General features: G+C 71.3%; 24 protein-coding genes. 13 read left to right on the top strand and 11 right to left on the bottom strand.

Annotation, left to right across the window (positions count from 1 at the left end; genetic code table 11):
* Nucleotides 1–295 precede the first annotated feature (295 nt).
* Complete coding sequence (galU, locus tag ACIQAC_RS33575; protein WP_402197868.1) at nt 296–1,228, top strand: UTP--glucose-1-phosphate uridylyltransferase GalU; 933 nt, start codon at nt 296–298, stop codon at nt 1,226–1,228.
* Nucleotides 1,229–1,328: 100 nt separating this feature from the next.
* On the opposite strand, the gene ACIQAC_RS33580 is transcribed toward galU, so the two are convergent.
* A complete protein-coding gene (locus tag ACIQAC_RS33580) occupies nt 1,329–1,769 on the bottom strand; it encodes a DUF4442 domain-containing protein (protein ID WP_402198026.1) in 441 nt (146 codons plus the stop codon).
* 107 nt (nt 1,770–1,876) lie between these two features.
* On the opposite strand from ACIQAC_RS33580, the gene ACIQAC_RS33585 reads away from it, so the two are divergent.
* The 3 genes from ACIQAC_RS33585 (at nt 1,877) to ACIQAC_RS33595 (ending at nt 5,308) form a co-directional block, all read left to right on the top strand.
* Complete coding sequence (locus ACIQAC_RS33585; RefSeq protein WP_402197870.1) at nt 1,877–2,806, top strand: hypothetical protein; 930 nt, start codon at nt 1,877–1,879, stop codon at nt 2,804–2,806.
* 82 nt (nt 2,807–2,888) lie between these two features.
* Nucleotides 2,889–3,911 carry a hypothetical protein gene (locus ACIQAC_RS33590; RefSeq protein WP_402197871.1) on the top strand — a complete coding sequence of 341 codons (1,023 nt, stop codon included), beginning with the start codon at nt 2,889–2,891 and terminating at the stop codon, nt 3,909–3,911.
* A gap of 59 nt (nt 3,912–3,970) precedes the next feature.
* A complete protein-coding gene (locus ACIQAC_RS33595; RefSeq protein ID WP_402197873.1) occupies nt 3,971–5,308 on the top strand; it encodes an MFS transporter in 1,338 nt (445 codons plus the stop codon).
* Here the strand turns inward: ACIQAC_RS33595 and ACIQAC_RS33600 are convergent.
* The 3 genes from ACIQAC_RS33600 to ACIQAC_RS33610 all read right to left on the bottom strand — a co-directional run bounded on the left by ACIQAC_RS33600 (nt 5,270) and on the right by ACIQAC_RS33610 (nt 8,427).
* Nucleotides 5,270–6,115, bottom strand: coding sequence for a spermidine synthase (locus tag ACIQAC_RS33600; RefSeq protein ID WP_402197875.1), 846 nt, complete (start codon nt 6,113–6,115; stop codon nt 5,270–5,272). The two genes, ACIQAC_RS33595 and ACIQAC_RS33600, sit on opposite strands and share 39 nt — an antisense overlap.
* A gap of 108 nt (nt 6,116–6,223) precedes the next feature.
* A complete protein-coding gene (tuf, locus tag ACIQAC_RS33605) occupies nt 6,224–7,393 on the bottom strand; it encodes an elongation factor Tu (protein ID WP_402197877.1) in 1,170 nt (389 codons plus the stop codon).
* A 308-nt stretch (nt 7,394–7,701) separates the two neighbouring features.
* Nucleotides 7,702–8,427, bottom strand: coding sequence for a DNA alkylation repair protein (locus ACIQAC_RS33610; protein ID WP_402197878.1), 726 nt, complete (start codon nt 8,425–8,427; stop codon nt 7,702–7,704).
* Between the two features lie 50 nt (nt 8,428–8,477).
* Between ACIQAC_RS33610 and ACIQAC_RS33615 the strand changes: the two genes are divergently transcribed.
* Complete coding sequence (locus ACIQAC_RS33615) at nt 8,478–9,338, top strand: TVP38/TMEM64 family protein (protein ID WP_402197881.1); 861 nt, start codon at nt 8,478–8,480, stop codon at nt 9,336–9,338.
* A 60-nt stretch (nt 9,339–9,398) separates the two neighbouring features.
* Here ACIQAC_RS33615 and ACIQAC_RS33620 read toward each other — a convergent pair whose 3' ends face one another.
* A complete protein-coding gene (locus ACIQAC_RS33620) occupies nt 9,399–10,568 on the bottom strand; it encodes a thiolase family protein (protein ID WP_402197883.1) in 1,170 nt (389 codons plus the stop codon).
* Between the two features lie 94 nt (nt 10,569–10,662).
* On the opposite strand from ACIQAC_RS33620, the gene ACIQAC_RS33625 reads away from it, so the two are divergent.
* The 3 genes from ACIQAC_RS33625 (at nt 10,663) to ACIQAC_RS33635 (ending at nt 12,400) form a co-directional block, all read left to right on the top strand.
* Entirely contained in the window at nt 10,663–11,133 is a 471-nt protein-coding gene (locus tag ACIQAC_RS33625) for a winged helix-turn-helix transcriptional regulator (RefSeq protein ID WP_402197886.1), read from the top strand.
* A gap of 137 nt (nt 11,134–11,270) precedes the next feature.
* Nucleotides 11,271–12,146 (top strand): undecaprenyl-diphosphate phosphatase, encoded by an 876-nt coding sequence (locus ACIQAC_RS33630; RefSeq protein ID WP_402197888.1) that lies wholly within the window; start codon nt 11,271–11,273, stop codon nt 12,144–12,146.
* Nucleotides 12,147–12,220: 74 nt separating this feature from the next.
* Complete coding sequence (locus ACIQAC_RS33635) at nt 12,221–12,400, top strand: hypothetical protein (RefSeq protein WP_402197889.1); 180 nt, start codon at nt 12,221–12,223, stop codon at nt 12,398–12,400.
* Between the two features lie 45 nt (nt 12,401–12,445).
* On the opposite strand, the gene ACIQAC_RS33640 is transcribed toward ACIQAC_RS33635, so the two are convergent.
* Nucleotides 12,446–13,186, bottom strand: a complete 741-nt coding sequence (locus ACIQAC_RS33640) for a glucose 1-dehydrogenase (protein ID WP_402197892.1) — start codon at nt 13,184–13,186, stop codon at nt 12,446–12,448.
* A 157-nt stretch (nt 13,187–13,343) separates the two neighbouring features.
* Between ACIQAC_RS33640 and ACIQAC_RS33645 the strand changes: the two genes are divergently transcribed.
* The 3 genes from ACIQAC_RS33645 to lnt all read left to right on the top strand — a co-directional run bounded on the left by ACIQAC_RS33645 (nt 13,344) and on the right by lnt (nt 17,682).
* Nucleotides 13,344–15,407, top strand: coding sequence for a restriction endonuclease (locus ACIQAC_RS33645; RefSeq protein WP_402197894.1), 2,064 nt, complete (start codon nt 13,344–13,346; stop codon nt 15,405–15,407).
* 152 nt (nt 15,408–15,559) lie between these two features.
* A complete protein-coding gene (locus ACIQAC_RS33650) occupies nt 15,560–16,036 on the top strand; it encodes a nuclear transport factor 2 family protein (protein WP_402197896.1) in 477 nt (158 codons plus the stop codon).
* Nucleotides 16,037–16,110: 74 nt separating this feature from the next.
* Nucleotides 16,111–17,682 (top strand): apolipoprotein N-acyltransferase, encoded by a 1,572-nt coding sequence (gene lnt / locus ACIQAC_RS33655; RefSeq protein WP_402197899.1) that lies wholly within the window; start codon nt 16,111–16,113, stop codon nt 17,680–17,682.
* Here lnt and ACIQAC_RS33660 read toward each other — a convergent pair.
* A complete protein-coding gene (locus ACIQAC_RS33660) occupies nt 17,600–18,511 on the bottom strand; it encodes a Gfo/Idh/MocA family protein (RefSeq protein WP_402197901.1) in 912 nt (303 codons plus the stop codon). The genes lnt and ACIQAC_RS33660 overlap by 83 nt on opposite strands.
* Before the next feature lie 154 nt (nt 18,512–18,665).
* On the opposite strand from ACIQAC_RS33660, the gene ACIQAC_RS33665 reads away from it, so the two are divergent.
* Entirely contained in the window at nt 18,666–19,178 is a 513-nt protein-coding gene (locus ACIQAC_RS33665) for a DinB family protein (protein ID WP_402197904.1), read from the top strand.
* 113 nt (nt 19,179–19,291) lie between these two features.
* Nucleotides 19,292–19,792: a hypothetical protein gene (locus ACIQAC_RS33670; RefSeq protein ID WP_402197906.1), complete on the top strand. Its 501-nt coding sequence runs from the start codon at nt 19,292–19,294 to the stop codon at nt 19,790–19,792.
* A gap of 119 nt (nt 19,793–19,911) precedes the next feature.
* Here the strand turns inward: ACIQAC_RS33670 and ACIQAC_RS33675 are convergent, their stop codons facing one another.
* The 4 genes from ACIQAC_RS33675 to ACIQAC_RS33690 all read right to left on the bottom strand — a co-directional run bounded on the left by ACIQAC_RS33675 (nt 19,912) and on the right by ACIQAC_RS33690 (nt 23,885).
* Nucleotides 19,912–20,463 carry a hypothetical protein gene (locus ACIQAC_RS33675; RefSeq protein WP_402197907.1) on the bottom strand — a complete coding sequence of 184 codons (552 nt, stop codon included), beginning with the start codon at nt 20,461–20,463 and terminating at the stop codon, nt 19,912–19,914.
* Nucleotides 20,464–20,574: 111 nt separating this feature from the next.
* Nucleotides 20,575–21,258, bottom strand: coding sequence for a uracil-DNA glycosylase (gene ung, locus ACIQAC_RS33680; RefSeq protein WP_402197910.1), 684 nt, complete (start codon nt 21,256–21,258; stop codon nt 20,575–20,577).
* A gap of 79 nt (nt 21,259–21,337) precedes the next feature.
* A complete protein-coding gene (locus tag ACIQAC_RS33685) occupies nt 21,338–22,918 on the bottom strand; it encodes an ABC transporter substrate-binding protein (protein WP_402197911.1) in 1,581 nt (526 codons plus the stop codon).
* A gap of 214 nt (nt 22,919–23,132) precedes the next feature.
* A complete protein-coding gene (locus tag ACIQAC_RS33690) occupies nt 23,133–23,885 on the bottom strand; it encodes an SDR family oxidoreductase (RefSeq protein ID WP_402197914.1) in 753 nt (250 codons plus the stop codon).
* Between the last annotated feature and the right edge of the window lie 2 nt (nt 23,886–23,887).

Raw genomic sequence — 23,887 nt, forward strand, 5'->3', positions numbered from 1 at the left:
TGATTGGTTCGTACTAATGGCCTGACCTGTGCTTTCCCGCGGGAGGCACACCTTCGCACAGTTGAACCAGAGGAAACAAGGAGTTCGAGTGACCAAAGTTCAACAACGAGAAAACGATGGATGGTTACCACCGGTATCCGCACCCGCTTTCGAAATTTGACCCCGCGGCGCTCCGCAACTCGCGTGTGGCAAAGGCCGGATGGCGGACGAAATCTCCAACTTCGCGAACTCGCCCACAGCCCGCTCCCATCCGGCTCTCGGTCCACTCTCATCCGGACCCGCCACCATGGCGCGCATGATCGTCCCCCACACTCCGGACACCCGCGCGGTCCGCAAGGCGGTCGTCCCCGCCGCCGGACTCGGCACCAGGTTTCTGCCCGCCACGAAGGCCACACCGAAGGAGATGCTGCCCGTCGTCGACAAACCCGCGATCCAGTACGTCGTGGAGGAGGCCGCCGCCGCCGGACTCGACGACATCCTGATGGTCACCGGACGCCACAAGCGTGCCATCGAGGACCATTTCGACAACGCCTTCGAGCTGGAACAGGCCCTCGCCGCGAAGGGCGACACCGTACGGCTGGACGCGGTCCGCGACCCCGCCCGCCTCGCGCACATCCACCACATCCGCCAGGGCGACCCGCTCGGCCTGGGCCACGCCGTGCTGTGTGCCCGCGCCCACGTGGGCGACCAGCCGTTCGCCGTCCTGCTCGGCGACGACCTGATCGACGCCCGCGACAGCCTGCTCAGCCGGATGCTCGACGTCCGGGACCGGCACCGCGGCAGCGTGATCGCCCTGATGGAGGTGCCCGCCGAACAGGTCCACCTCTACGGCTGCGCCGCGGTGGAGCCGACCGGCGAGGACGGCGTGGTGCGGGTCACCGGGCTGGTGGAGAAGCCGGCCCGCGAGGACGCGCCGAGCCGGCTCGCGGTCATCGGCCGCTATGTCCTCGACCCGGCGGTCTTCCCGGTCCTGGAACGGACACCGCCCGGCCGCGGCGGCGAGATCCAGCTCACCGACGCCCTCCAGGAGCTGGCGGCCGGCGGCACCGTGCACGGTGTGGTCTTCGACGGGCGGCGCTACGACACCGGCGACAAGGGCGAGTACCTGCGCACGGTGGTCCGGCTGGCCTGCGAACGGGCGGACCTGGGCCCGGACTTCACGGCCTGGCTGACGCGGTTCGTGGCGGAACTGGACGGAGCCGGCGACCGGGAGGAGCGGGCGGCCTGATCCGGCCGCGGCACACCCAGGCGGCGGCACACCCCGGCGCGGCAGAAAAGACGAGGGCCCCGGTCACTGTGACCGGGGCCCTCACGCAAAGGCGACTCGACTACGGGCGATTGGGCCGCAGCGTCCAGATGACCGACATCTCCGTGGTGACCGTGCCGTCCTCCCGCTGGATCGAGACGGCGACCGGGAACTCGGGGCGCTTGCCCTCGTCGAGTTCGGCGACGACGTCGGCGATCGGCCGGCCGAGGGTCGCCGTGGCCGTCAGCGGCCCGAGGGCGATCTTCTTGAAGTCGATCTCGGCATGGACGGGCAGCGGTACGGCGCGCGAGAGCTGGTCGCCGAACGCGGCCAGCACGATGGCGCCACTGGCGGACTCGCCGAGTGTGAACATCGCGCCCGCGTGCGGCCCTCCGACGTGGTTGCGGTACTCGTCCTGGTCCGGGAGGGCGAGCACCGCCTTCTCCGGGGTGGTCTCCAGGTACGCGAGGTTCAGCGTGCGAACCATCGGCACAGTGGCGGCGAGCATCTCGCCGATCGACATCTGATCTGCGCTCATGCCCAGATGTTACCCACGAGTAGCGACTGCTGGCCAGAGCCGGCCGGAGCTGACCGCCACAGCGAGACCGGCGCGCCGTATTGTTGCCGCCCATGCAGGGAGAGCAGCCGCCCGCGGGCGGACCGGATCCACGGCACCAGCAGCCGAACCCCTACCTCCAGCCCGGGTACCAGCAACCCGGGCCGTACGGCGCCGGGCAGCAGCCGCAGGGTGACTGGAACTCCCCGGGCGCTCCGCCCGGCGGCGGCCCGGGACGCCGTACCCAGGCGATCGCGATCACCGCGTCCGCCGTGGTGGTGGTCGCCGCCGCGGTGACCGGGGCGGTGCTGCTCGGCGGGGACTCCGACGACGGGGCGGCGCCGGGACCGACCGCGTCCTCGGCCTCGCCCAGCACGTCCGGCAACCCGCGGACGGACACCGGGGTACAGCCGACCGTCGCCGGCTGGGAGGCGGTGGTCAACCCGGATCTGGGCGTCGCGTTCGACGTACCGCCGGAGTGGGCGCCGAAGTCGCCGGACTGGGTCTCGTACGTGGCCGAGGCGGACGACCCGGACGAGAAGCCGCTGGTCGCCATGAAGGCGCCGGCGGTGCTCCAGGAGAAGTGGTGCTCGACCGACGAGGACCGCGACGGCACCCTCGACCACACCGAGCTGGCGTCCGTGGGCACGCGGGGGAACAACGGCGCCAGAAGCACCGAGGAGATCGCGCGGGCCGACTCCGCGGCCTGGGTCTACGGCCTGTACACCCAGCCCGACCACAAGAAGGTCGGCACCGAGGCGGTGCGCTCGTTCACCACCGCGTCCGGCATCAAGGGCACGGTCACCACGTCTCGTTCGTCCGGCGCGCCGAAGCGGGACAAGTGCGACACCGACGGCAAGGCCACCACGTTCGCCTTCAAGAACGCCGCGGGCGACTTCGTGTCGTGGTCGTTCGTCGGGGCGACCGGGGTCCGCGCGGAGGTGCCGGAGGCCACGGTGTCCGGCATCCTCGACACGGTCCGGATCGTCGAACCCGCCTCCTGACCCCGCCCGGCGCCGGTTCGGTACGTCCCTGACAAAGGGCGGTGACCGAATCGTGTCCGGGACGGCACTAGGGTTACCGCTCATGTGGCCAGGACAGCAGCCGCCCGGGGGCGAGCAGAACCCGCAGCAGAACAACCCGTACCAGCAGCCGGGGTACCAGCAGCCGAATCCGTATCAGCAGCCTGGTTACCAGCAATCCGGCCCCTATCCGCAGCAGCCGCCGCAGCAACCGCAGCAGCAGTGGGGTGCGCCCACGCCGATGGGCGGCCCGCAGCCGCCGGCCGGTGGCGGTGGCGGGAACCGGACCAAGCTGGTCGCCATCGTCGCGGCGACGGCCGTGGTGGTCGCCGCCGGTGTCACCGGTTTCCTGGTGCTCGGCGGCGACAAGGACGACACCGCGGACAGCAGCACGGACCAGAAGCCGAGCAAGTCGGCCCCGGCGGACCCGTCGGAGTCCTCGACCGGCGCCGAGGACAACCCGCGCGGCACGGAGACCGAGAAGCCGTCCATCGACGGCTGGAAGGTCGTCGTCAACGCGAAGTGGGGCATCGCCTTCGACGTGCCGGCCGACTGGGAGGTGCAGTCGCCGACGCTGACCATCGGCTTCGAGGAGGCCGACTCCGACGACCCCAAGCCGCTCATCACCATGTCGGGCACGGCCCTGTACAAGTCGAAGTGGTGCACGAGCGACGACAACAAGGACGGCACGGTCGACGAGACCGAGCTGGGCGCGGTTGGCACCAAGGGCGCGGACGGCGCGAAGAACACCGAAGAGGTCGCCGTCAACAACGTGCCGTGGTGGGTCTTCGGCGGCTACACCCAGCCCGACAAGAAGAGCGTCACGAACGACGAGAAGGCCGAGGACTACACCACGGCCTCGGGCATCAAGGGCTCCATCGCCTGGGCCCAGTCGAACAACACACCCCAGAAGGGCAAGTGCGCCAGCGACGGCAAGGCGCTCACCTTCGGCTTCAAGAACTCCACCGACGACTTCGTGTCCTGGAGCTTCTACGGCGCCAAGGGCGTCAAGGGTGAGGTTCCGAAGGAAACCATCATGAAGATCCTCAACACGGTACGGCTGCACGGGGACCCGACGGGCGGCTGACCCGCGAACGGCCTGCAATGGGTTTGGCAAGGCGGGTGCGCGGCGGCGATAGTCGGGCTGTGAAGTCCGCCGCCCGTCACCTGCCCTTTCCCCGCCGCTCGCGCCGTCCCGCGTGGGCGGGCCGCAACTACACCCTGCTCACGAGCGCGGCGGTCGTCACCAGCCTGGGCAGCAACGGCGCCCTGATCGCCGCCGCCTTCGCCGTCCTGGAGACCGGCGGGGACAGCGGCGACGTCGGTCTGGTGGCCGCTGCGCGCACCCTGCCGCTGGTGCTGTTCCTGCTGGTCGGCGGCGCGGTCGCGGACCGGCTGCCGCGGCACCGGGTGATGGTCGCGGCCAACTCCCTGAACTGTGTCTCGCAGGGTGCGTTCGCGGTGCTTGTGCTCGCCGGGCACGCGCAGCTGTGGCAGATGATGCTGCTGTCCGCCCTCGGCGGCACGGGCCAGGCGTTCTTCAGCCCCGCCGCCGAGGGCATGCTGCTGTCGAGCGTGACCGCGGAGCAGGCGAGCCGGGCGTTCGCGATGTTCCGGATGGCGATGCAGGGCGCGGGTCTCGGCGGGGCCGCGCTCGGGGGTGCGATGGTCGCCGTGATCGGGCCGGGCTGGGTGCTGGCGGCGGACGCGGTGGCGTTCGCGGTCGCCGGCACGTTCCGCTGGTTCCTCGACGTCAGCCATGTCCCGCCGCGCGAGGCGGGCGGCGGGCTGCTGGCCGATCTGCGCGAGGGCTGGCACGAGTTCGCCGGACGGCCCTGGCTGTGGAGCATCGTCGTCCAGTTCTCGATCGCGAACGCGGTCGTCGCGGCCGCCCAGGGGGTCTACGGTCCACTGGTCGCCCGGGACCATCTGGGCGGGGCGGCGCCCTGGGGTATGGCGCTGGCCTTCTTCGGCGGGGGCACGGTCGCGGGCGCGCTGCTGATGAGTCGCTGGAAACCGCGCCGCCTGCTGCTCGCCGGCACTCTGGGTGTCTTCCCCCTGGCCCTGCCGTCGGCCGCGCTGGCCGTCCCGGCGTCCATCGGCCTGCTGTGTGCGGTGATGTTCGTGACCGGCGTGACGCTGGAGGTCTTCGGTGTCTCCTGGATGACCGCCCTGCACCAGGAGATCCCGGAGCACAAGCTCTCGCGCGTCGCGGCCTACGACTGGTTCGGCTCCGTCGCGATGGTTCCGCTGGCGACGGCGCTGGCGGGCCCGGCGGAGTCGGCGTTCGGCCGCCCGGCCGCGCTGTGGGGCTGTGCCGTGCTGGTCGTCGTCGTCACGGGCCTGGTGCTGTGCGTGCCGGAGGTGCGCAATCTGCGGCGGTGGACGAAGCCGGTGACGGGAGGCACCGGCACGAAGTCCTCCGGACCGGAGGCGGCGAGGCTCTCAGCCGATCCCGAACGCCCCGTCGGGGGGCACGGGTGACGGTACGGCGTCCGCGTCGGTGACCGGGCGGGCCCCGCCCATCAAGTCCCGTAGCGCGGGCCCGTGTTCGACGCGCGCGGGAAAGACGTCGCCGGCCGTGCGCCGGGCCAGGGCCGCCGTGTCGAGGGGCCGGTGGGCGGCCACGAGCACGGTGTTGCCGAAGCGGCGCCCGCGCAGTACGGCCGGCTCGGCGATCAGCACGAGTTCCTCGAACTCCGTTGCCAGCGTGGCGAGTTGGGACCGCAGAAACGTGAACGGCGTGGCGTCGGCGAGGTTGGCCAGATAGACGCCGGTGTGGTTGAGGACTCGCGCGGCCTCACGGACGTACTCCACGGACGTCAGGTGCGCCGGGACCCGGGAGCCGCCGAAGACGTCGGCGACGAGGACCCCGGCCGAGTCGGTGGGGGCGGATTCCAGCCAGGTGCGGGCGTCCGCCGCGTGCAGCGTGACGCCGGCCGTGCCGGGGAGCGGCAGGTGGTCGGCCACCAGGTCCAGCAGCCCCCGGTCCGCCTCCACCACGTGCTGGCGCGACCCCGGCCGGGTCGCCGCCACATAGCGGGGCAGGGTCAGCGCCCCGCCCCCGAGGTGCACGGCGTCCACGGGCCGCCCCGGCTCGCCAACGAGGTCGAGGACATGCCCGAGCCGGCGCGTGTACTCGAACTCAAGATGTGTCGGGTCGTCGAGGTCGACGTACGACTGCGGTGCCTCGTCGACGGTGAGCAGCCACGCCCGTTCACGGTCGATGTCGGGCATCAGCCGGACGGTGCCCTGGTCGGTGGTCCTGATCACGGGAATGGCGTCGGTCACGCGTCCATTGTGCGGGGCGCGTCCTGCGGGGAACGGGCGGGCGCGGGGCGCGGGCGACCGCGCGGCCGGTCTCTGCCGGCCGCGCGGCCCCCGTATCCGGACGCCCCCTCAGTCCAGGGCGGTCACCGTTCCCGCCCCGACGGTCCGCCCGCCCTCGCGGATGGCGAAGCCGAGGCCCGGCTCCAGCGGCACGTCCCGGCCCAGTTCCACGGTCATGGTGACCGTGTCCCCGGGGCGTGCGACGGCGGCCTCACCGAGGTCCACGTCACCGACCACGTCCGCGGTACGGATGTAGAACTGCGGCCGGTACCCCGTCGCCACCGGTGTCGTACGTCCGCCCTCGCGCGCGGAGAGCACGTACACCTGCGCCGTGAACCGCCGGCTCGGCACCACGCTCCCCGGCGCGGCCACGACATGCCCGCGTCGGACCGCGTCCCGTGGGACACCACGCAGCAGCAGCGCCACGTTGTCGCCGGCCTGCGCCTCCTCCATCGGCTTGCCGAAGGTCTCCAGACCGGTGACGACGGACTCCACGTCCGCGCCGAGCACCTCGACACGGTCGCCGAGGCGGATCGTGCCGCGCTCCACGGCACCGGTGACGACTGTGCCGCGACCGGTGATGGTCAGCACGTTCTCCACCGGCAGCAGGAACGGCGCGTCCAGGTACCGCTCCGGCATGGGCACATACGTGTCCACCGCGTCGAGCAGCGCGTCGATCGACGTCGTCCAGCGCGGGTCGCCCTCCAGCGCCTTCAGCCCGGAGACCCGTACGACGGGCACCGCGTCGCCCGGGTAGCCGTTCCGCGTGAGCAGGTCGCGGACCTCAAGCTCGACCAGGTCGGTCAGCTCCTCGTCGCCCGCGTCGGCCTTGTTCAGGGCGACGACGATGTGGTCGACGCCCACCTGCCGGGCGAGCAGCACGTGTTCGGCGGTCTGCGGCATGATCCCGTCGAGCGCGGAGACGACCAGGATCGCTCCGTCCAGCTGGGCGGCGCCGGTGACCATGTTCTTGACGTAGTCGGCGTGGCCCGGCATGTCCACGTGCGCGTAGTGCCGGGTGTCGGTCTCGTACTCGACGTGCGCGATGTTGATGGTGATGCCGCGCGCGGCCTCCTCCGGCGCCCGGTCGATACGGTCGAACGGGACGAACGTGCCGGAGCCGCGCTCGGCGAGGACCTTGGTGATGGCGGCGGTCAGGGTGGTCTTGCCGTGGTCGACGTGACCCATCGTGCCGATGTTCAGATGCGGTTTGGTGCGGACGTACGCCGTCTTGGGCATGGCTGAGCCTCGAAGTCTCTCCGTGCAGGAAAGTGACGGTCCCGGCGGCGCTCGGGCGCGCGGCGGGACGGGGACCCCGGGGCGTTCTCCGACCCTCCCCCTGCGGGGTCCGCCGGACAATCCGGAGAGGGTCAGCTTCGGGCGCCGTCGGCTGCGGCCGTGAGGATCGCTGCGGCAGCCTTCGGGGCATCCGCGACTGCGGATGCTGCGAGGAGGAAGGCATACCGGAACATGTCGTCGATCATCGCCGACGACCGGGTCCGCGTCGAATGGTTTTCCGCGGACCGGGGTTGAGGGGCGCGGGTCCGCTACCGGCCGCCGATGTTCTTCAGCGCCTCGCGCACCGAGAGCGGCGCGAACCGCCGTTCCTCGCGCGCGAGGAAGGCCCGCACGGCGTCCGGGTCGGTCTTGGCGTACTCGCGCAGGGACCAGCCGATCGCCTTGCGGACAAAGAAGTCCGGGTGCCCCGACTGGCGCAGGCAATAGGCGAAGAGCCGGTCGGTGTCGGTGTGTTCCTTGTGACGCAGCTGGTGCAGCAGGGCCGTACGGGCCACCCAGAGGTCGTCGTCGGCGATCCATTCGTCCATCGCGGCCTTGAGCGCGGGGTCGGCGGCGACCAGCGCGCCGACGACATGCGCGGCAAGCAGGTCGACGGTGTCCCACCAGGAGACCGTGGTGACGAGCTGCCGGGCCACCGGGAGGAAACCGGAGGAGCAGCGGTCCACATGGCGGCGGAGGTAGTCGACGGCGAAGTAGTGATACTCACGTTCCGGGAGCCGCCAGCAGGACAGGGCGAGGGTCGTGCAATCGGTCTCGTCGGGGTGTGGCGCACTGGCGAGGACGGTCCGGGACAGGGCTCGGCGCACGGGTGTCGGCAGACCGAGAAAAGGGGCGATGTCCTTCATGTATGCGCCCATGGCGGTCGCCCGTCCGGGGTCCGCCGCGCCGGCGTAGGCGACCGTGAGTCGCTCCAACAGGGTTTGCGCAAGTGCACTGCGGGGAAGATCCGCTGTTTGCCTTCCTGTGACACCCATGAGACGAACCATACGGCGATCACACATACACGTCAGTTAGTGTCGCCGACATGCTCGATGCCACCACCCGCTCTGGGGGCACCGCCATGGCCTCTCCCCGGGCCTCGTCCACCGAACTCGCGAACACCGTCCCGTCGGACGTGTCGATCGCGGTTCCCGTGGGCGCCACGGCCACCGTCCCGACGGACGCCGCGCCGGCTGTCGCCGCCGCCCTCCCCGTCGGGGCAGTGCCGCTCCGCACCGGCTTCGCCGCCCGCACGGCGAGACTCCTGCTCTCACCCTGGGCCCGGTTCTCGCTGCTGATCGCGCTGCTCGTCGGGGCGGCCGCGACCGTCCTGCTCTTCGAGCCGCAGCGACTGCTCCAGAACGGCTGGCCGCCACAGCTGGGCGGACTGGTCGCGGCGCTGGTGTTCGCGGCGGTGTACGGCCTGATCACCGTGGCCTTTGTGCCCCGGCCGCTGCTCAACCTGGCGGCGGGCGCCTTGTTCGGCTCGGAGCTCGGGACCGGGACGGCGATCGCCGGCTCGGTGATCGGCGCCGGTCTGGCCTTCGGTCTCGGCCGGGTGCTCGGCCAGGAGGCGCTGCGGCCGCTGCTGCGGGGCAAGCTGCTGACCACGGTCGACGGGCAGTTCAGCAAGCACGGCTTCCGCTCGATGCTGGCGGTGCGGCTGTTCCCGGGTGTGCCGTTCTGGGCGGCCAACTACTGCGCGGCCGTCTCCCGGATGGGCTGGCTGCCGTTCCTGCTCGCGACCGCGCTCGGCTCGATCCCGAACACGGCCGCGTACGTCGTCGCCGGCGCCCGTGCCTCCACTCCGACGTCGCCGGTGTTCCTGATCGCGATGGCCTGTATCGCCGTACCGGGGGTGGCGGGCGCGGTGGTCGCGTGGCGCAAGCGGCACCATCTGCGCTGACGCGCAGGCCCGTTGGGGTCACGCGCACGCCTGTTGGGGTCACGCCCACGCCCGTTGGGGTCAGACGGACTCCAGGATCATCGCGTTGGCCAGCCCTCCCGCCTCGCACATCGTCTGGAGGGCGTAGCGGGCGCCGCGCTGCCGCATCGCGTGCACCAGCGTGGTGGTGAGCCGGGTGCCGCTGGCGCCCAGCGGATGCCCGAGCGCGATGGCGCCGCCGTTGACATTGACCTTGGCGAGGTCGGCGCCCGTCTCCTGCTGCCAGGTCAGCACCACGCTCGCGAAGGCCTCGTTGACCTCGAACAGGTCGATGTCGTCGAGGGTGAGTCCGGCCCCGCGCAGCACCTTCTCGGTGGCCGGGACGACGCCGGTGAGCATCAGCAGCGGGTCGGAGCCGGTGACGGCGAAGCTGTGCAGCCGGGCGAGCGGGGTGAGCCCCAGCCGGGCCGCCGTCTCGCTCGACGTGATCAGTACGGCGGAGGCACCGTCGTTGATCGGGCTGGCGTTGCCGGCCGTGATGTTCCACTCGATCTGCGGGAACCGCTCGGCGAAGGCCGGGTCGTGGTACGCGGGCCGGAGCCCGGCGAGGATCTCGGTGGTGCTGCCGGGCCGTACGCACTCGTCGCGCGTGACACCGTCCAGGGCGGCCACCTCGGCGTCGAAGCGGCCGGCGTCCCAGGCCGCGGCGGCCTTGTGGTGCGAGCCGACGGCGAAGGTGTCCATCTGCTCGCGGCCGATCGACCACTTCGCGGCGATCAGCTCGGCGCTGATGCCCTGCGGCACCAGCCCCTCCGGGTAGCGGGCGGCGACGCCGGGCCCGAAGGGGTCCTTTCCGGGCGGGACGTTGGACCACATCGGCACCCGGCTCATCGACTCCACTCCGCAGGCGACGACGAGGTCGTAGGCGCCGGAGAGGACACCCTGGGCGGCGAAGTGGACGGCCTGCTGCGAGGAGCCGCACTGGCGGTCCACCGTGGTCGCCGGGACGGTGTCGGGGAAGCCGGCCGAGAGGACCGCGTAGCGGGTGGTGTTCATCGCCTGCTCGCCGACCTGGTCGACCGTGCCGCCGATGACGTCGTCGATGAGCGCGGGGTCGACGCCGGAGCGCTCGACGAGCGTGCGCAGGGTGTGGGCGAGGAGTTCGACGGGATGGACGTGCGCCAGGGAGCCGTTGGGCCTGCCCCTGCCGATGGGAGTGCGTACGGCTTCGACGACGACTGCGTCTCGCATGGTGCGGGCCTCCGTGCCATTACCGGTGAGTAGGAAATCCAAACTCACCATAGCTCGAAGGGTTGGAAAATCAAACCCTCATTACACTGGGCCCATGGCCGCCCGAAAAGACCCACGCCCCTGCTCGATCGCCGACACCCTGTCGCTGGTCGGCGAGAAGTACTCGCTGCTCGTCCTGCGGGAGGTGTGCCTCGGCAACGGCCGCTTCGACCAGCTGGTGCGCAACATCGGCGCCCCGCGCGACATCCTCGCCACCCGGCTGCGCCGCCTGGTCGACGCCGGGATCCTCAGCAAGCGGGTCTACAGCGAGCGCCCCCAGCGCTTCGAGTACCGGCCGACCCCGGCGGGTCTCGAACTGGAGCCCGTACTGATGACCCTCATGGCCTGGGGCGACCGCCATCTGCACACCGACGACGACCGTCCGATGGTGATCGAGCACAACTGCGGCCATGAGCTGGTCCCGCAGGTCACCTGCCGGGCCTGCGGCGCCCAGGTCGAGCACGCCGGACTCCGGGCCCACCCCCAGTCCCCCGGCTGGACCGTGACGGGACCCACGGCGGCGTAACGGCCCCACGAAGCCCCTGTGTCGGACGTGTGCGCACGGGACGCTACGCTGCCCTGCAACACACCTGATCACCCGCACGGGCGTCGTCGGTGTGTCCGTCGCCCGTTCCACGATCGGCACTTGGACTCCCTACTTCCATGTCTTGGTTCGAATCACTCATCCTCGGACTCGTCCAGGGGCTGACCGAGTTCCTCCCCGTGTCCTCCAGCGCGCATCTGCGGCTCACGGCCGCCTTCTCCGGCTGGGAGGACCCGGGCGCCGCCTTCACGGCGATCACCCAGATCGGAACGGAGGCCGCCGTACTGATCTACTTCCGCAAGGACATCGGACGGATCGTCTCCGCCTGGTTCCGGTCGCTCTACAGCAAGGAGTGGCGCCGGGACCACGACGCCCAGATGGGCTGGCTGGTGATCGTCGGCTCGATCCCGATCGGCGTGCTGGGCGTCACGCTCAAGGACCAGATCGAGGGCCCGTTCCGCGATCTGCGGATCACGGCGACGATGCTGATCGTGATCGGCATCGTGATCGGCATCGCCGACCGGATGGCCGCGCGGGACGAGACGGGCGGCCGGCACCGCGCCCCGAAGCAGCGCAAGGGCCTCCAGGACCTGAACGCCAAGGACGGCCTGATCTTCGGCCTCTGCCAGGCCTGCGCCCTCGTCCCCGGCGTCTCGCGCTCGGGCGCCACCATCACGGGCGGCCTGTTCATGGGCTACAACCGTGAGGCCGCGGCCCGCTACTCCTTCCTCCTCGCCGTCCCGGCGGTACTCGCCTCGGGCCTGTTCGAGGTGAACGACGCGATGGACGGCGGCCATGTGACATGGGGCCCCACGATCTTCGCGACGGTGATCGCGTTCGCCACGGGATACGCGGTCATCGCATGGTTCATGAAGTACATCAGCACCAAGTCGTTCATGCCGTTCGTCTGGTACCGCATCGCGCTCGGCATCGTCATCATCGTGCTGGTCGGCTTCGGTGTACTCAGCCCGCACGCGGCGGAGTCGGCAGGCTGATCTCCGCCATATGACTTCTGGTTGTGTAGCCAACCGGTAGCGCAGTGTCAGTGCTTGCCCCTAGGCTTGCCCGCATGTCCCCAGATTCCGTGTCCTCTGGTTCCGTGCGGTCTGCCGTAGAGGTGAACGAGCAGATCCGGGCGCTGTGGCTGCGCGCCGGCGGCAGACTCTCCGCCCAGGAGCGCGAGGAGTACGAGCTGTTGGTGGTCGAGTGGGCCGCCGCGGTACGGGGTGACGTCGTCAAGGCGGCCTGAGGGGCCGCCGGTCCACCCGCCTTCCCCCGGGCGGGCGCAGCGCCTTCAGCGCCCGCCGGACACCCGCAGCACGGCCCCGGTCGTGTACGAGGACTCCGGCGACATCAGCCAGGCGACGGCCGCGGCGATCTCCTCGGCCGCACCAGCCCTGCGCAGCGGGATGGTCGAGGCGGCCCGACGGGCTCGGTCGGGGTCGCCCATCGCCGCGTGCATCTCGGTGTCGATCATCCCGGGCGCCACGGCGTTGACCCGCACCCCGTCGGGCCCGAGCTCCTTGGCCAGGCCGAGCGTGAGGGCGTCCACGGCCGCCTTGGTCGCGGCGTAGTGCACGTAGTCGCCGGGACTGCCGAGCGTCGCGGCGGCCGAGGAGACGTTCACGATGGCGCCGCCGCCCCGGGCGGTCATCAGCCGGGCGGCCCGCCGCGAACACAGCAGCGTACCCAGCACGTTGACGTCGACGACCCGCCGCAGATCGTCCGGATCCGTGTCCGCGAGCCGCCCGAGGGGTCCGGTCACCCCGGCGTTGTTCACCAGCCCCGTCACCGCCCCCACACGCTGCTCCGCCAGATCGAAGAGCCGCTCGACATCGGCCTCGACGGAGGTGTCGGCCCGCACGGTGAGCGCCGCCCGCCCCGCGGCCCGCACCCCGTCGGCCACGGCCTCGGCGGCCCGCTCGTCACGTACGTACCCCACCACGACGTCGTGCCCGTCGGCGGCCAGCCGGAGACAGGTGGCGGCGCCGATGCCACGGCTGCCACCGGTGACGACGGTGACCGACTGCGTCATGAACCCTCCCGAGGACGACGATCAAGGGTACGCCGCAGGTGCGGACCCTGTTTGCCCTTGCCGACCGGATATGCGCGGCGCCGATTGCTGGATAAAGTCGGGTGGTTACACCTGGTTGTGGGGACAACCGGAGCGCCTTGGGGAGGGCCGGCACCACATGAGTCGTCGATCAACCGGCTTTGTCGGCGTCTGGGCAGAAGTGCAGCGGCAGCAGCAACGCCAGCTGGAGGCCGAAGCCAGACGACAGCGACAGCAGACGCAGCAGGCACGGGCATACCAGCGCCGCGCCGCCCAGAGCCACCGCGAGTACCGCCAGGCGGAGGCGTTACGCCGTACCGAGGAACTCGACGCGCGGGTCGCCGCGTTGCAGGGGCTGCTCGCCTCCGGCTGCCGCGCTCCCGCCTTCCGGGCCGCCGCGCTGCTGCGTGTCGAGGACGTCCAGCCGTTCGCCCCGGGGGTGTTGGCGCAGCCCGTGACGATGCCGGACTGGAGCCAGTACGAGACGCAGGGCGGGTGGACGGCGAGCCGGCGGGCCCAGGCGCAGGCCGAGGCGCGGGCGAGGTTCGAGCGGGACTGGCAGGCCGCGCAGGTCGCGGAGACCCGGCGGCAGGACCAGCTGGCGGCCTATCAGCGGGAGTACCGGCAGTGGGCCGACACCCAGCTCGCCGAGGTGCGCCGGCACAACGCCGGTGTCTCCGCGGTCACCGACGGCGTCCGGCGCCGCGATCCCGAGTCCGTGGTCGAGTACTTCTCCGCCGCGCTCTACGCCTCCACCGCCTGGCCCGAGGGCTTCCCCCGCCAGGTGGTCGCCGCCTACGACCCCGTCGCCCAGCAGCTCGTGCTGGACTGGGAGTTGCCGGGCCTCGACGTCGTACCCGAGGTCAAGTCCGTGCGGTATCTGACGGGGACGGACCAGGACAAGGAGACGATGCGGCCCGTCAGCCAGCGCCGGGCGCTGTACCGCGAGGTGCTCGCCCAGTGCGTACTGCTGGTGCTCCATGAGCTCTTCGCCGCCGACGAGTCCGGCGCGCTGGAGTCCGTGACCGTGAACGGGTTCGTGGACGCTCACGACCCCACGACCGGCCGGCCCGGGCACATCCCGCTCGCCACCGTCATGACGTCCCGCTCCACGTTCCGCGATCTGCGTCTCGCACAGGTGGACCCGGGCAGCTGTCTCGCCGACGCGCTGCGCGGCCAGCTCTCCGCCCGGCCAGACCAGCTCACCCCCGTACGGCCCAGCCGGCGCCCGCAGGACGTGGGCAACCGGGTCGTCGCGCACGGCAGCGACGAGGAACCCGATCTCTACGCGATGGACCCGGTCGTCTTCGAGAACCTCGTCGCCGATCTCTTCCGCGCCATGGGTATGCAGGCGGTCACCACCCAGCGCTCCAACGACGGCGGTGTGGACGTCGACGCGCTCGATCCGACGCCGATCCGCGGCGGGAAGATCGTCGTGCAGGTGAAGCGCTACCGCAACACCGTGCCGCCGACCGCCGTGCGCGACCTGTACGGGACCGTGCAGGACGCCGGCGCCAACAAGGGCGTCATCGTGACGACCTCCCGGTTCGGCCCCGGCTCGCACACCTTCGCCAACGGCAAGCCGATCGAACTCGTCTCGGGCAGCGAACTCGTCGACCTCCTGCACCGGCACGGCCTGCGCGGACGCCTCGGCGACAACACCCCGCAGGCCCCGGCGCGGCCGACACCGGCCGCCCCACCGGACAACCGGCTCCCCGACGACTACAACGTCCTCGGTATGTCGTGGGCCGGAAGCGTCGCCCTGGACGTGTGCGCCCTCGTGTGCCGCGGCAACCGCGTCCTCAGCGACGAGCACTTCGTGTTCTTCAACAACCCGCAGACGGCGGACGGTTCGGTGCGCGCCCTGCCACCGACCGCGCCCGACAAGGCCGCCATCTGTGTCGCCTTCGACGCCCTGCCCGCCGAGGCCGACCGGCTGGTCCTGGTCGCCGCCGTCGATCCCGAGGTCAACCCGGACGCCGACCTCTCCGGGTTCACGGACGCCTGCATCCGGCTGCGCGATCCCGGCCTCGCCGAACTGGGCCGGCTGGAGGTCTCCGACGGCCGCCGGAACGAGACGGCGCTCGTCCTCGGCTCCTTCCGGCACCGGGCGAACGGCGACTGGGACTTCGTCCTCGGCGGCAAGGGCTACCCGGGCGGCCTGGAGGCCCTCGTCCAGGACTTCGGCATCGAGGTGGAGTGACGGACCGGGGACACGGCGGGACCGGTAGATCCACTTTTCGGCGGGGTCCCGGGCGTCCGACCACCGGGATTCCGCCAAACGCCCCACCCCGGACCGCCGAATAACCCGGCAAAGCCCTTGGCTGCGCACCCCGCGTACCCAACACTGATCCTGTGACGCAACGTGTAGAGCTGGCGACCGTGATGGACAGGCTGGCCGTGGACGGGGTGATCACCGACTACGCGGTGGCGGTGGACGACGGCGACTGGGACGCGTACCGGGAACTCTTCACCGGCGACGGACGGGCCGACTACCGGTCCGCCGGAGGGATCGAGGGCGACGCCCGCAAGGTGGCCGACTGGCTCGCGGAGAACCTCCGGGTGTTCGCCATGCGCCAGCATCTGATCGTCAACCGCCGGGTGCGGTTCGACGTGCTGGAGCGGGACACCGGGGACACCGCCCGGGTCCAGGCCGACTACGTCAACCCGATGTCCACCGCGGACGGCAACGGCGGCCCCGTCGTGCCCGACTTCGTGTGCGGCGGACGGTACGACTTCGGGCTGCTGCGCACCGACACCGGCTGGCGGCTGAGCGAGGTCGTGGTCCGGGAGAAGTGGCGCCGGCTGCCCGGCGCAGCGGGGGCTCCGTGACCGGGTGGGCCCACGCCCACTGTCCGGAGATCGTCAACGGCGCCACACTGTAGGTAGCTACAGGAAGGCGTCGTATGAAGTCGTGGGGTCAGTGGCTCGCCTCCCCGTGGCGCCGCTCCGCCGTCACGGCGGTGGCCGGCGCCCTGCCGATGCTCACGTTCCCGGCGCCGTCGCTGTGGTGGTTCGCGCCGGTGGCGCTGGTCCCGTGGATCCTGCTGGCGCGCTCGGCCCCCACGGGCCGGCGGGCGATGTACGACGGCTGGTCGGGCGGCTTCGGCTTCATGCTGGGTGTGCACCACTGGCTGCTGCCGAACCTGCATGTCTTCACCTTCGTCATCGCGGCGCTGCTCGGCGCCCTGTGGGCACCCTGGGGCCGGCTGGTACGCCGGTTCCTCGGCGGGACGCCCTCCCCGGGCCGCGTCGGTGCCGCCCTGCTCGTGCTGCCCTCGGCCTGGCTGATGGTGGAGCTGGTCCGTTCGTGGCAGGCGCTGGGCGGGCCCTGGGGCATGCTCGGTGCCAGTCAGTGGCAGGTCGATCCGGCGCTGCGGCTCGCCTCGGTCGGCGGGGTGTGGCTGGTGAGCTTCCTGCTGGTGGCCGTCAACGTCGCCGTCGCCGCCCTGGTCGCGGTGCGCGCGAGCCGGGTGCCGGCCCTGGCCGGTCTGGTCGCGACGGCGGCCGCCACCTCGGCGGCCTGGGTCTGGTCACCACGCCCGGACGTGCAGGAGCGGGTCGCGATCGCCGTGGTGCAGCCCGGCGTCGTGGACGGGATGAGCAGCGGCGACCGGCGCTTCGACCGCGAGGAGCAGCTGACCCGCGAGCTGGCCGGGCGGAACGTGGACCTGGTCGTGTGGGGCGAGTCCAGTGTCGGCTTCGACCTGGGCGAGCGGCCCGATCTGGCACGGCGGATCGCGGCGCTGTCCCGGGTGACCGGCGCGGAGATACTCGTCAACGTCGACGCCCGCCGCTCGGACCGGGCCGGTATCTACAAGAGCTCCGTGCTGGTCGGCCCCGACGGCCTCACCGGCGACCGCTACGACAAGATGCGCCTGGTGCCGTTCGGCGAGTACGTCCCGGCCCGCTCGATGCTCGGCTGGGCGACCTCCGTCGGCGAGGCCGCGGGCGAGGACCGCAGGCGCGGCACCGAGCAGGTGGTCATGGACGTGGACGGGCTGCGGGTCGGACCGATGGTGTGCTTCGAGTCCGCGTTCCCCGACATGAGCCGCGCGCTCGCCGACGACGGGGCGGACGTACTGGTGGCCCAGTCGGCGACCTCGACGTTCCAGCACAGCTGGGCGCCCGAGCAGCACGCCTCGCTGGCCGCGCTGCGCGCCGCGGAGACCGGCCGCCCGATGGTCCACGCCACGCTGACCGGCGTCTCCGCGGTCTACGGCCCGGACGGCGAGCGGGTCGGTTCGTGGCTGGGCACGGACGCGAGCGCGACACAGGTCTACGAGGTGCCACTGGCGGACGGCGTCACCCCGTACGTCCGCTACGGCGAGTGGCCGGTGTACGTGGCTCTGCTGGTCCTCGCGGCCCTCGGTGTGACGGAGGGCGTGCGGGCGATCAGGCTGCGCCGGCGGGCTCCTGAATCGCCCGTACCACCCGCTCACACAGGTCGTGAGTGGCCAGCGCGTCACGGGCACTGAGCGGCTTCCCGGTCCGTACGGCGTCCAGGAACGCCAGCACCACCTGCTCGATGCCGCGCTGCCGGGCCACCGGCACCCAGTCGCCGCGCCGCCGCACGGTGGGCTGCCCCTTGTGGTCTGTCACCTCGGCGAGATTGGTGACCTGCCGCTTGGTGTCCTGCCCGGACACCTCCAGGATCTCCTCGGTGCTGCCGCTGAGCCGGTTCATCACACCGAGCGCGGTGAAGCCCGCCCCGGCGAGCTGAAGCACCACGTGGTGCAGCAGTCCGTCCTCGACGCGCGCCCGCACGGTGATGTCGTCGACCGGGCCGGGTGCGAGGAAGCGCAGGGTGTCCACTACGTGGATGAAGTCGTCGAGGACCATCGTGCGCGGATCCTCCGGCAGCCCGACGCGGTTCTTCTGCATCAGGATCAGCTCGCGCGGATGGTCGGCGCACTGCGCGTACGCGGGCGCGTACCGCCGGTTGAAGCCCACCGCGAGGCTGACCCCGCGCTCCTCGGCGAGCGTCACCAGCCGCTCGGAGTCGGCGAGTTCGTAGGCGAGCGGCTTGTCGACGTACGTCGGCACCCCCGCCTCCAGGAGCCGGGTGACGATCTCGGGGTGCACGGCGGTCGGCGCGTGCACGAAGACCGCGTCGAGGTCCTGCGCCAGCAGTTCGTCGAGCGAGGTGTGCCGTTGGCTGCCGGGCAGGTGCAGGGTGTCGGCGACCCGGTGCAGTGTGGCGGGCGTACGGGTCTGGAGATGCAGCTCGATCCCGGGCTGGACGCCGAGCACCGGCAGATACGCCTTCTGCGCGATGTCACCGAGTCCGATGCAGCCGACCTTCACGGGGTCTCCTCGTCCTTGCCTGCCTTGGTCTGTTCGGAGCATACGGCTTCCCCCGCCGGCGACGGCCGGCGAGTGGGACGTCCGCGCCCGCGTCCGCCCAGGTCAGACCCGAAACGGCTGGCGCTGCCCCGACCCGCCGGACCAGGATGCCCTCATGACCACCGAGCGCAGCGAACCCGCCCCGACCGCCGACGAACGCACCATGCTGGAGGGCTGGCTCGACTACCACCGGGCCACCCTGGCGCAGAAGTGCGAGGGGCTGACGGACGAACAGCTCAGGACGGCGTCCGTGCCGCCCTCCGAACTGTCCCTGATGGGGCTGGTACGGCACCTGGCCGAGTGCGAACGGGGCTGGTTCCGCAAGGTGCTGGCCGCCGACGACCCCGGGCCGATCTACTACACCGACGAGGACGAGGACGGCGACTTCCACCCCACCGCCGCCGACACCTGGCAGGAGACCCGCGCCACCTGGCAGGCCGAGATCGCCGTCGCCCGCCACAACGCCGCCGCGTTCGGTCTCGACGACCTCTCCAAGGGCCGCAGCCGCTTCACCGGCGACCACTTCAACCTGCGCTGGATCTACACCCACATGATCGAGGAGTACGCCCGTCACAACGGTCACGCCGATCTGATCCGCGAGCGCATCGACGGCTCCACCGGCGACTGACCGTCAGCCGTCCGCACCGCCGGGCCGCCGCCGGGGGCCGGAGATCACCCGTGCGGGTCATCCTGCGCTTGTCCGCTGTTGTGAAGGCGCCCGGAACCAGCAGAGTTGCGCGGGTGCATCGAACGACGACGACCGCCGCGCTCCTGGTCACCGTGGCCGTCTCCGCCCTCGCGGGCTGTACGACGGTCCCGCGGCCGGCCGCGCCCTCCGCTCCCCCGACGACACCCACGCAGGTGCCGGCTCCTCGGCCCGACGGCCGGGCGGAACCGCAGATCGTGCAGGCGCCGGCCCGCGAGGCGCTGGAGATGATCGGCCCGTCACAGCACCCGGAACGGAAGCCGGCCGCGACCCGCCGCCCGGCGCCGAGTCCGTCGGCCGACGCGAAGGCGGCCGGGACGCCGGGCCCGCGGTCCGCGCCGCGCCGCCGCGCCGAACGGCCGGAGCGCCCGGCGTCCCGGCCGCCCCGGCAGTCCGCCCAGGTCCCCGACCTCACCGGCCCGGTGGGCGGAGCTGTCCCGCCGAACACGGACGTCTGCGACCTCGGCAGGAAGTACGGCGGCTGGCGCCAGGACAGCCAGGAGGCACGGATCTGCGAGCAGACGTACGGGCGTTGAGGCGGGGCGGCATCACGGGGGTGCCTGGGTGCCCCTTCAGCGGCCCTCGCTCTCGCCCCTGCCCGTGCCGCTGCCCCTGCTCGTGCCTCTGCCTCTGCCTCTGTCTCTGTCTCTGTCTCTCAGAATCCCTGCCGCGGCGGCCCCCACGACGGCCCCGGCGCCCCTCCCCCGTCTCCGTTCAGTCCGTCCAGCCCCTCCAGGCCGTCCAGCCGGGACTCCAGGCGGCCGATCGCCGCTCGGATCCCGTTGCCGTAGCCGTCGTCGGCCAGGGCCGTGGAGGCCTGGCGGGCACGGGACAGATGGGTGCGGGCGGCGTCGGAGCGGTCGAGCTTCACATAGTCCGCCGCCAGGTTCAGATGCAGGGAGGGATACAGCGCCCGTACCGCCGGGGCGTCCTCGTGTTCCGCGAGCCGCTCGTCCGTGAGCTCTCCGGCCGCGGTCAACGCCCGCAGATCCCAGGCCAGTTCGTCCGTGGGGTCGTCCTGGGTGTCGGCCATGTAGTGCGCGAGGGTGCAGCGGTGCAGGGGGTCACCGTCCTCGCCGATCTCGTCCCACAACCGCAGGAAGCGGTCGCGGGCCTCCTCGCGGTCCCCCGCGTGATGCAGCATGACGACCTGCCCGATCCGTGTCATCACGGCATCCGGCACCGCCTGGTCCTGTCGCTCCGTCACCACGGCCTCCGCGCGTTCGCCGACTGATCGTCTCGACGCTAGCCGCCCCCGCCGACAATCCGGCAGAGGCGGCTCCGTAGGGTCCCCCCGGGCACGGGGCCCGGCCCCGGGTCAGGCGAGGTTCGGGACGGTCCAGTCGATCGGGGTGTGGCCCTGTCCGGCAACGGCCTCGTTGATCTGTGTGAACGGGCGCGAGCCGAAGAACTTCTTCGCGGACAGCGGCGAGGGGTGGGCGCCCTTGACGACCACGTGCCGGCTCTCGTCGATCAACGGGAGCTTCTTCTGCGCGTAGTTGCCCCACAGCACGAAGACCGCCGGGTCGGGCCGGTCGGCGACCGCGCGGATCACGGCGTCGGTGAACTTCTCCCAGCCCTGCCCCTTGTGCGAGTTCGCCTCGCCGGAGCGGACCGTGAGGACCGCGTTGAGCAGCAGGACGCCCTGGCGGGCCCACGGCATCAGATAGCCGTTGTCCGGGATCGGGGTGCCCAGCTCCGCGTTCATCTCCTTGTAGATGTTGCGCAGGGAGGGCGGGATCTTCACTCCCGGGCGCACCGAGAAGCACAGGCCGTGCCCCTGACCCTCGCCGTGGTACGGGTCCTGACCGAGGATCAGGACCTTCACGTCGTCGTAGGGCGTGGCGTCGAGCGCGGCGAAGACCTCCTCGCGCGGAGGGTAGACAGGCCCGTTCGCCCGCTCCTCCTCCACGAACTCCGTCAGCTCCTTGAAGTAGGGCTGCTGGAGTTCGTCACCCAGGACCCCGCGCCAGGACTCGGGCAGCATCGCGATGTCGGTCACGTCAACTTCCTTACGGTGTGCGGTCGCTTGCAGGTCTCAGAACCTACAGGCGACCACTGACAATCGCGTCGCGCTCCGGCTACCAGCTGGTCTTGCGGGACAGCAGCCACACCATCATGATCGTCGACGGGTCGAGGGCCTGCTCGCCGCCGGAGACCTCCTGGCTGGCGGCGATGAACTGCTTGCCCTGCCACAACGGCAGCAGCCGGGCGTCGTCGACGAGGATCTGCTGCGCCTCCTCGAAGTCCTTCTCGACCTGGGCGCGGTCGCTCTCGCGGCGCGAGCGGGGCAGCAGCACACCGGTGATCTTGGGGGCCGGGTAGGGCGTGCCGAGGGCGTTCTGGTCGCCGACGAAGGGCGCGATGAAGTTCTCGGCGTCCGGGAAGTCGGGGAACCAGCCACGGCCGAAGACCGGGTACTCGCCCTTCTGGTAGCCCTCGACATAGGTCTTCCAGGGCCGGCTCTTCAGGGTGATCTCGAACAGTCCGGAGGCCTCCAGCTGGCGCTTGAGCTCCTTGAAGAGGACGGCGGTCTCGGAGCCGTAGCGGTCGCTGGTGTACCAGAAGGTGAGCGCGACGGGTGTGGTGATGCCGTCGGCGGCGAGGATGTCGCGGGCCTTCTCGGCGTCCGGGTCGCCGTAGTCGTCGAAGAATCCCGTGGTGTGGCCGGTGAGGCCCTTCGGGACCATGGAGTAGAGGGGCTCCACGGTGTCCTTGTAGATGTTGTGGGAGATGGCCGCGCGGTCGACGACCTGGGCGACGGCCCGGCGTACGGAGGCCTTGCCCGCCATCGGGTCCTTGGGGTTGAAGACCAGGTAGCTGATGTCGGTGCCGGCGCCCTCGACGAGCTGGAGTCCGGAGTCGGGGTCCTGGCCCTGGAGGGCGACGATGTCGTCGGCGGCGAGACCTCGGTAGGTGACGTCGATGCTCTTGGACTTGAGGGCCTGGACCATCGCGCCGGAGTCCTGGAAGTAGCGGATGGTCACCGCGTCGTTTCTTCGCTCGGCGTAGCCCTTGTAGTTGTCGTTGCTGACCAGTTCGGCGCTGGCGTTCTCCTCGTAGGACGCCAGGGCGTAGGGCCCGGAGCCGGTCACCTCGGTGCCCTCGCGCAGGGCGCCGGCCGGGTAGTCCTCGGGGTCGACGATGGACATCGCCGGGGTGGCGAGGACGAACGGGAAGGTGGCGTCGGACGTCTTGAGGTGGAAGACGACCTCGCGGTCGCCCTTGGTCTGCACCCGGTCGAGGCTGCCGAGCAGTCCCGCGGGGCCACCGGCCGTGTTGATCCTGCGGATCCGGTCGATGGAGTGCTTCACGGCGTCCGCGTCGAGCGCGTGACCGTCGGAGAACGTCAGGTCCGCGCGCAGCTTGCAGCTGTAGGCGGTGTTGGTGGCGTCCGTGAACTTGCAGCTCTCGGCGGCGTCGGGCTGCGGTGTGGTCGCGCCGTTGGGGTAGCTCAGGAGGGTCTGGTAGATGTTGCGGAACAGCTCCCAGGAGCCGTCCCAGGAGGCGGCCGGGTCCAGCGTGCTGGGGGCGCTCGTGGTCCCCACGACGATCGGCTCCCCGCTCTCGGCGCTGCTGTCGGACAACACGCTGCATCCGGTCGCCAGGGATATGGACGCGAGCGCCGCGACTGGCCGCAGGCATCGGTTCCGGTTGAACACGCGAACGCTCCTCGATCTGCCGTGCCAAGGGTCGGCAGAATCTACCGCAGCACAAAGCGCTCAGAGTGGTGCTTTCGCGAGCTGATTGATCAACCGGTGAATGACGACGTTGTCATTGCCGAATTTCTTTCCCGGACGGCGACAGGGGCGCCGATTCCGTCAATCACCGGGCCGGAAACCGGGACCGGTGGGGCGGAAGTCGGCGCCCGGTGCGTCAGCTCACTCCCGCGTTGAGGAAGATTCCGCCATCCACGACGAGCGTCTGTCCGGTGACCCAGTCCGACTGGTCGGACGTGAGGAACGCGGCGGCGCCGCCGATGTCGGAGGGCACCCCGAGCCGGCCCAGCGGGTAGGCCGCGGCGGCCTCCGCCTCACGGCCCTCGTACAGCGCCTGCGCGAACTTGGTCTTCACCACGGCCGGGGCGATGGCGTTGACCCGTACCCGGGGCGCGAACTCGTGGGCGAGCTGCACGGTCAGGTTGATCAGCGCGGCCTTGCTGACGCCGTACGCGCCGATGAACGGGGAGGGCGCGAGGCCGGCGACGGAGGAGATGTTGACGATGGCGCCGCCGTTGTCCTTCTGCCAGGCGTGCCAGGTGCGCTGGGCGAAGCCGAGCGCCGAGACGACGTTGGTCTCGAAGACCTTGCGGGCGACGTTCAGGTCGAGGTCGGCGATGGGCCCGAACACCGGGTTGGTCCCGGCGTTGTTGACCAGGAAGTCGACCCGGCCGAAGGCCTCCATGACGCGTTCGACGGCGACGGCCTGGTGGGCCTCGTCGTGGGCCTTGCCCGCGACGCCGATCACCCGGTCGGCGCCGAGCCTCTCGACGGCCTCCTTGAGGGCGTCCTCGTTGCGGCCGGTGATGCAGACCCGGTCGCCGCGGGCGACCAGCGCCTCGGCGACGCCGTATCCGATGCCGCGGCTGGCGCCCGTGACGAGCGCGACCTTGCCGGTGAGTTCAGTCATGT

This window comes from Streptomyces sp. NPDC088387, from assembly GCF_044753385.1.
Classification (GTDB): domain Bacteria; phylum Actinomycetota; class Actinomycetes; order Streptomycetales; family Streptomycetaceae; genus Streptomyces.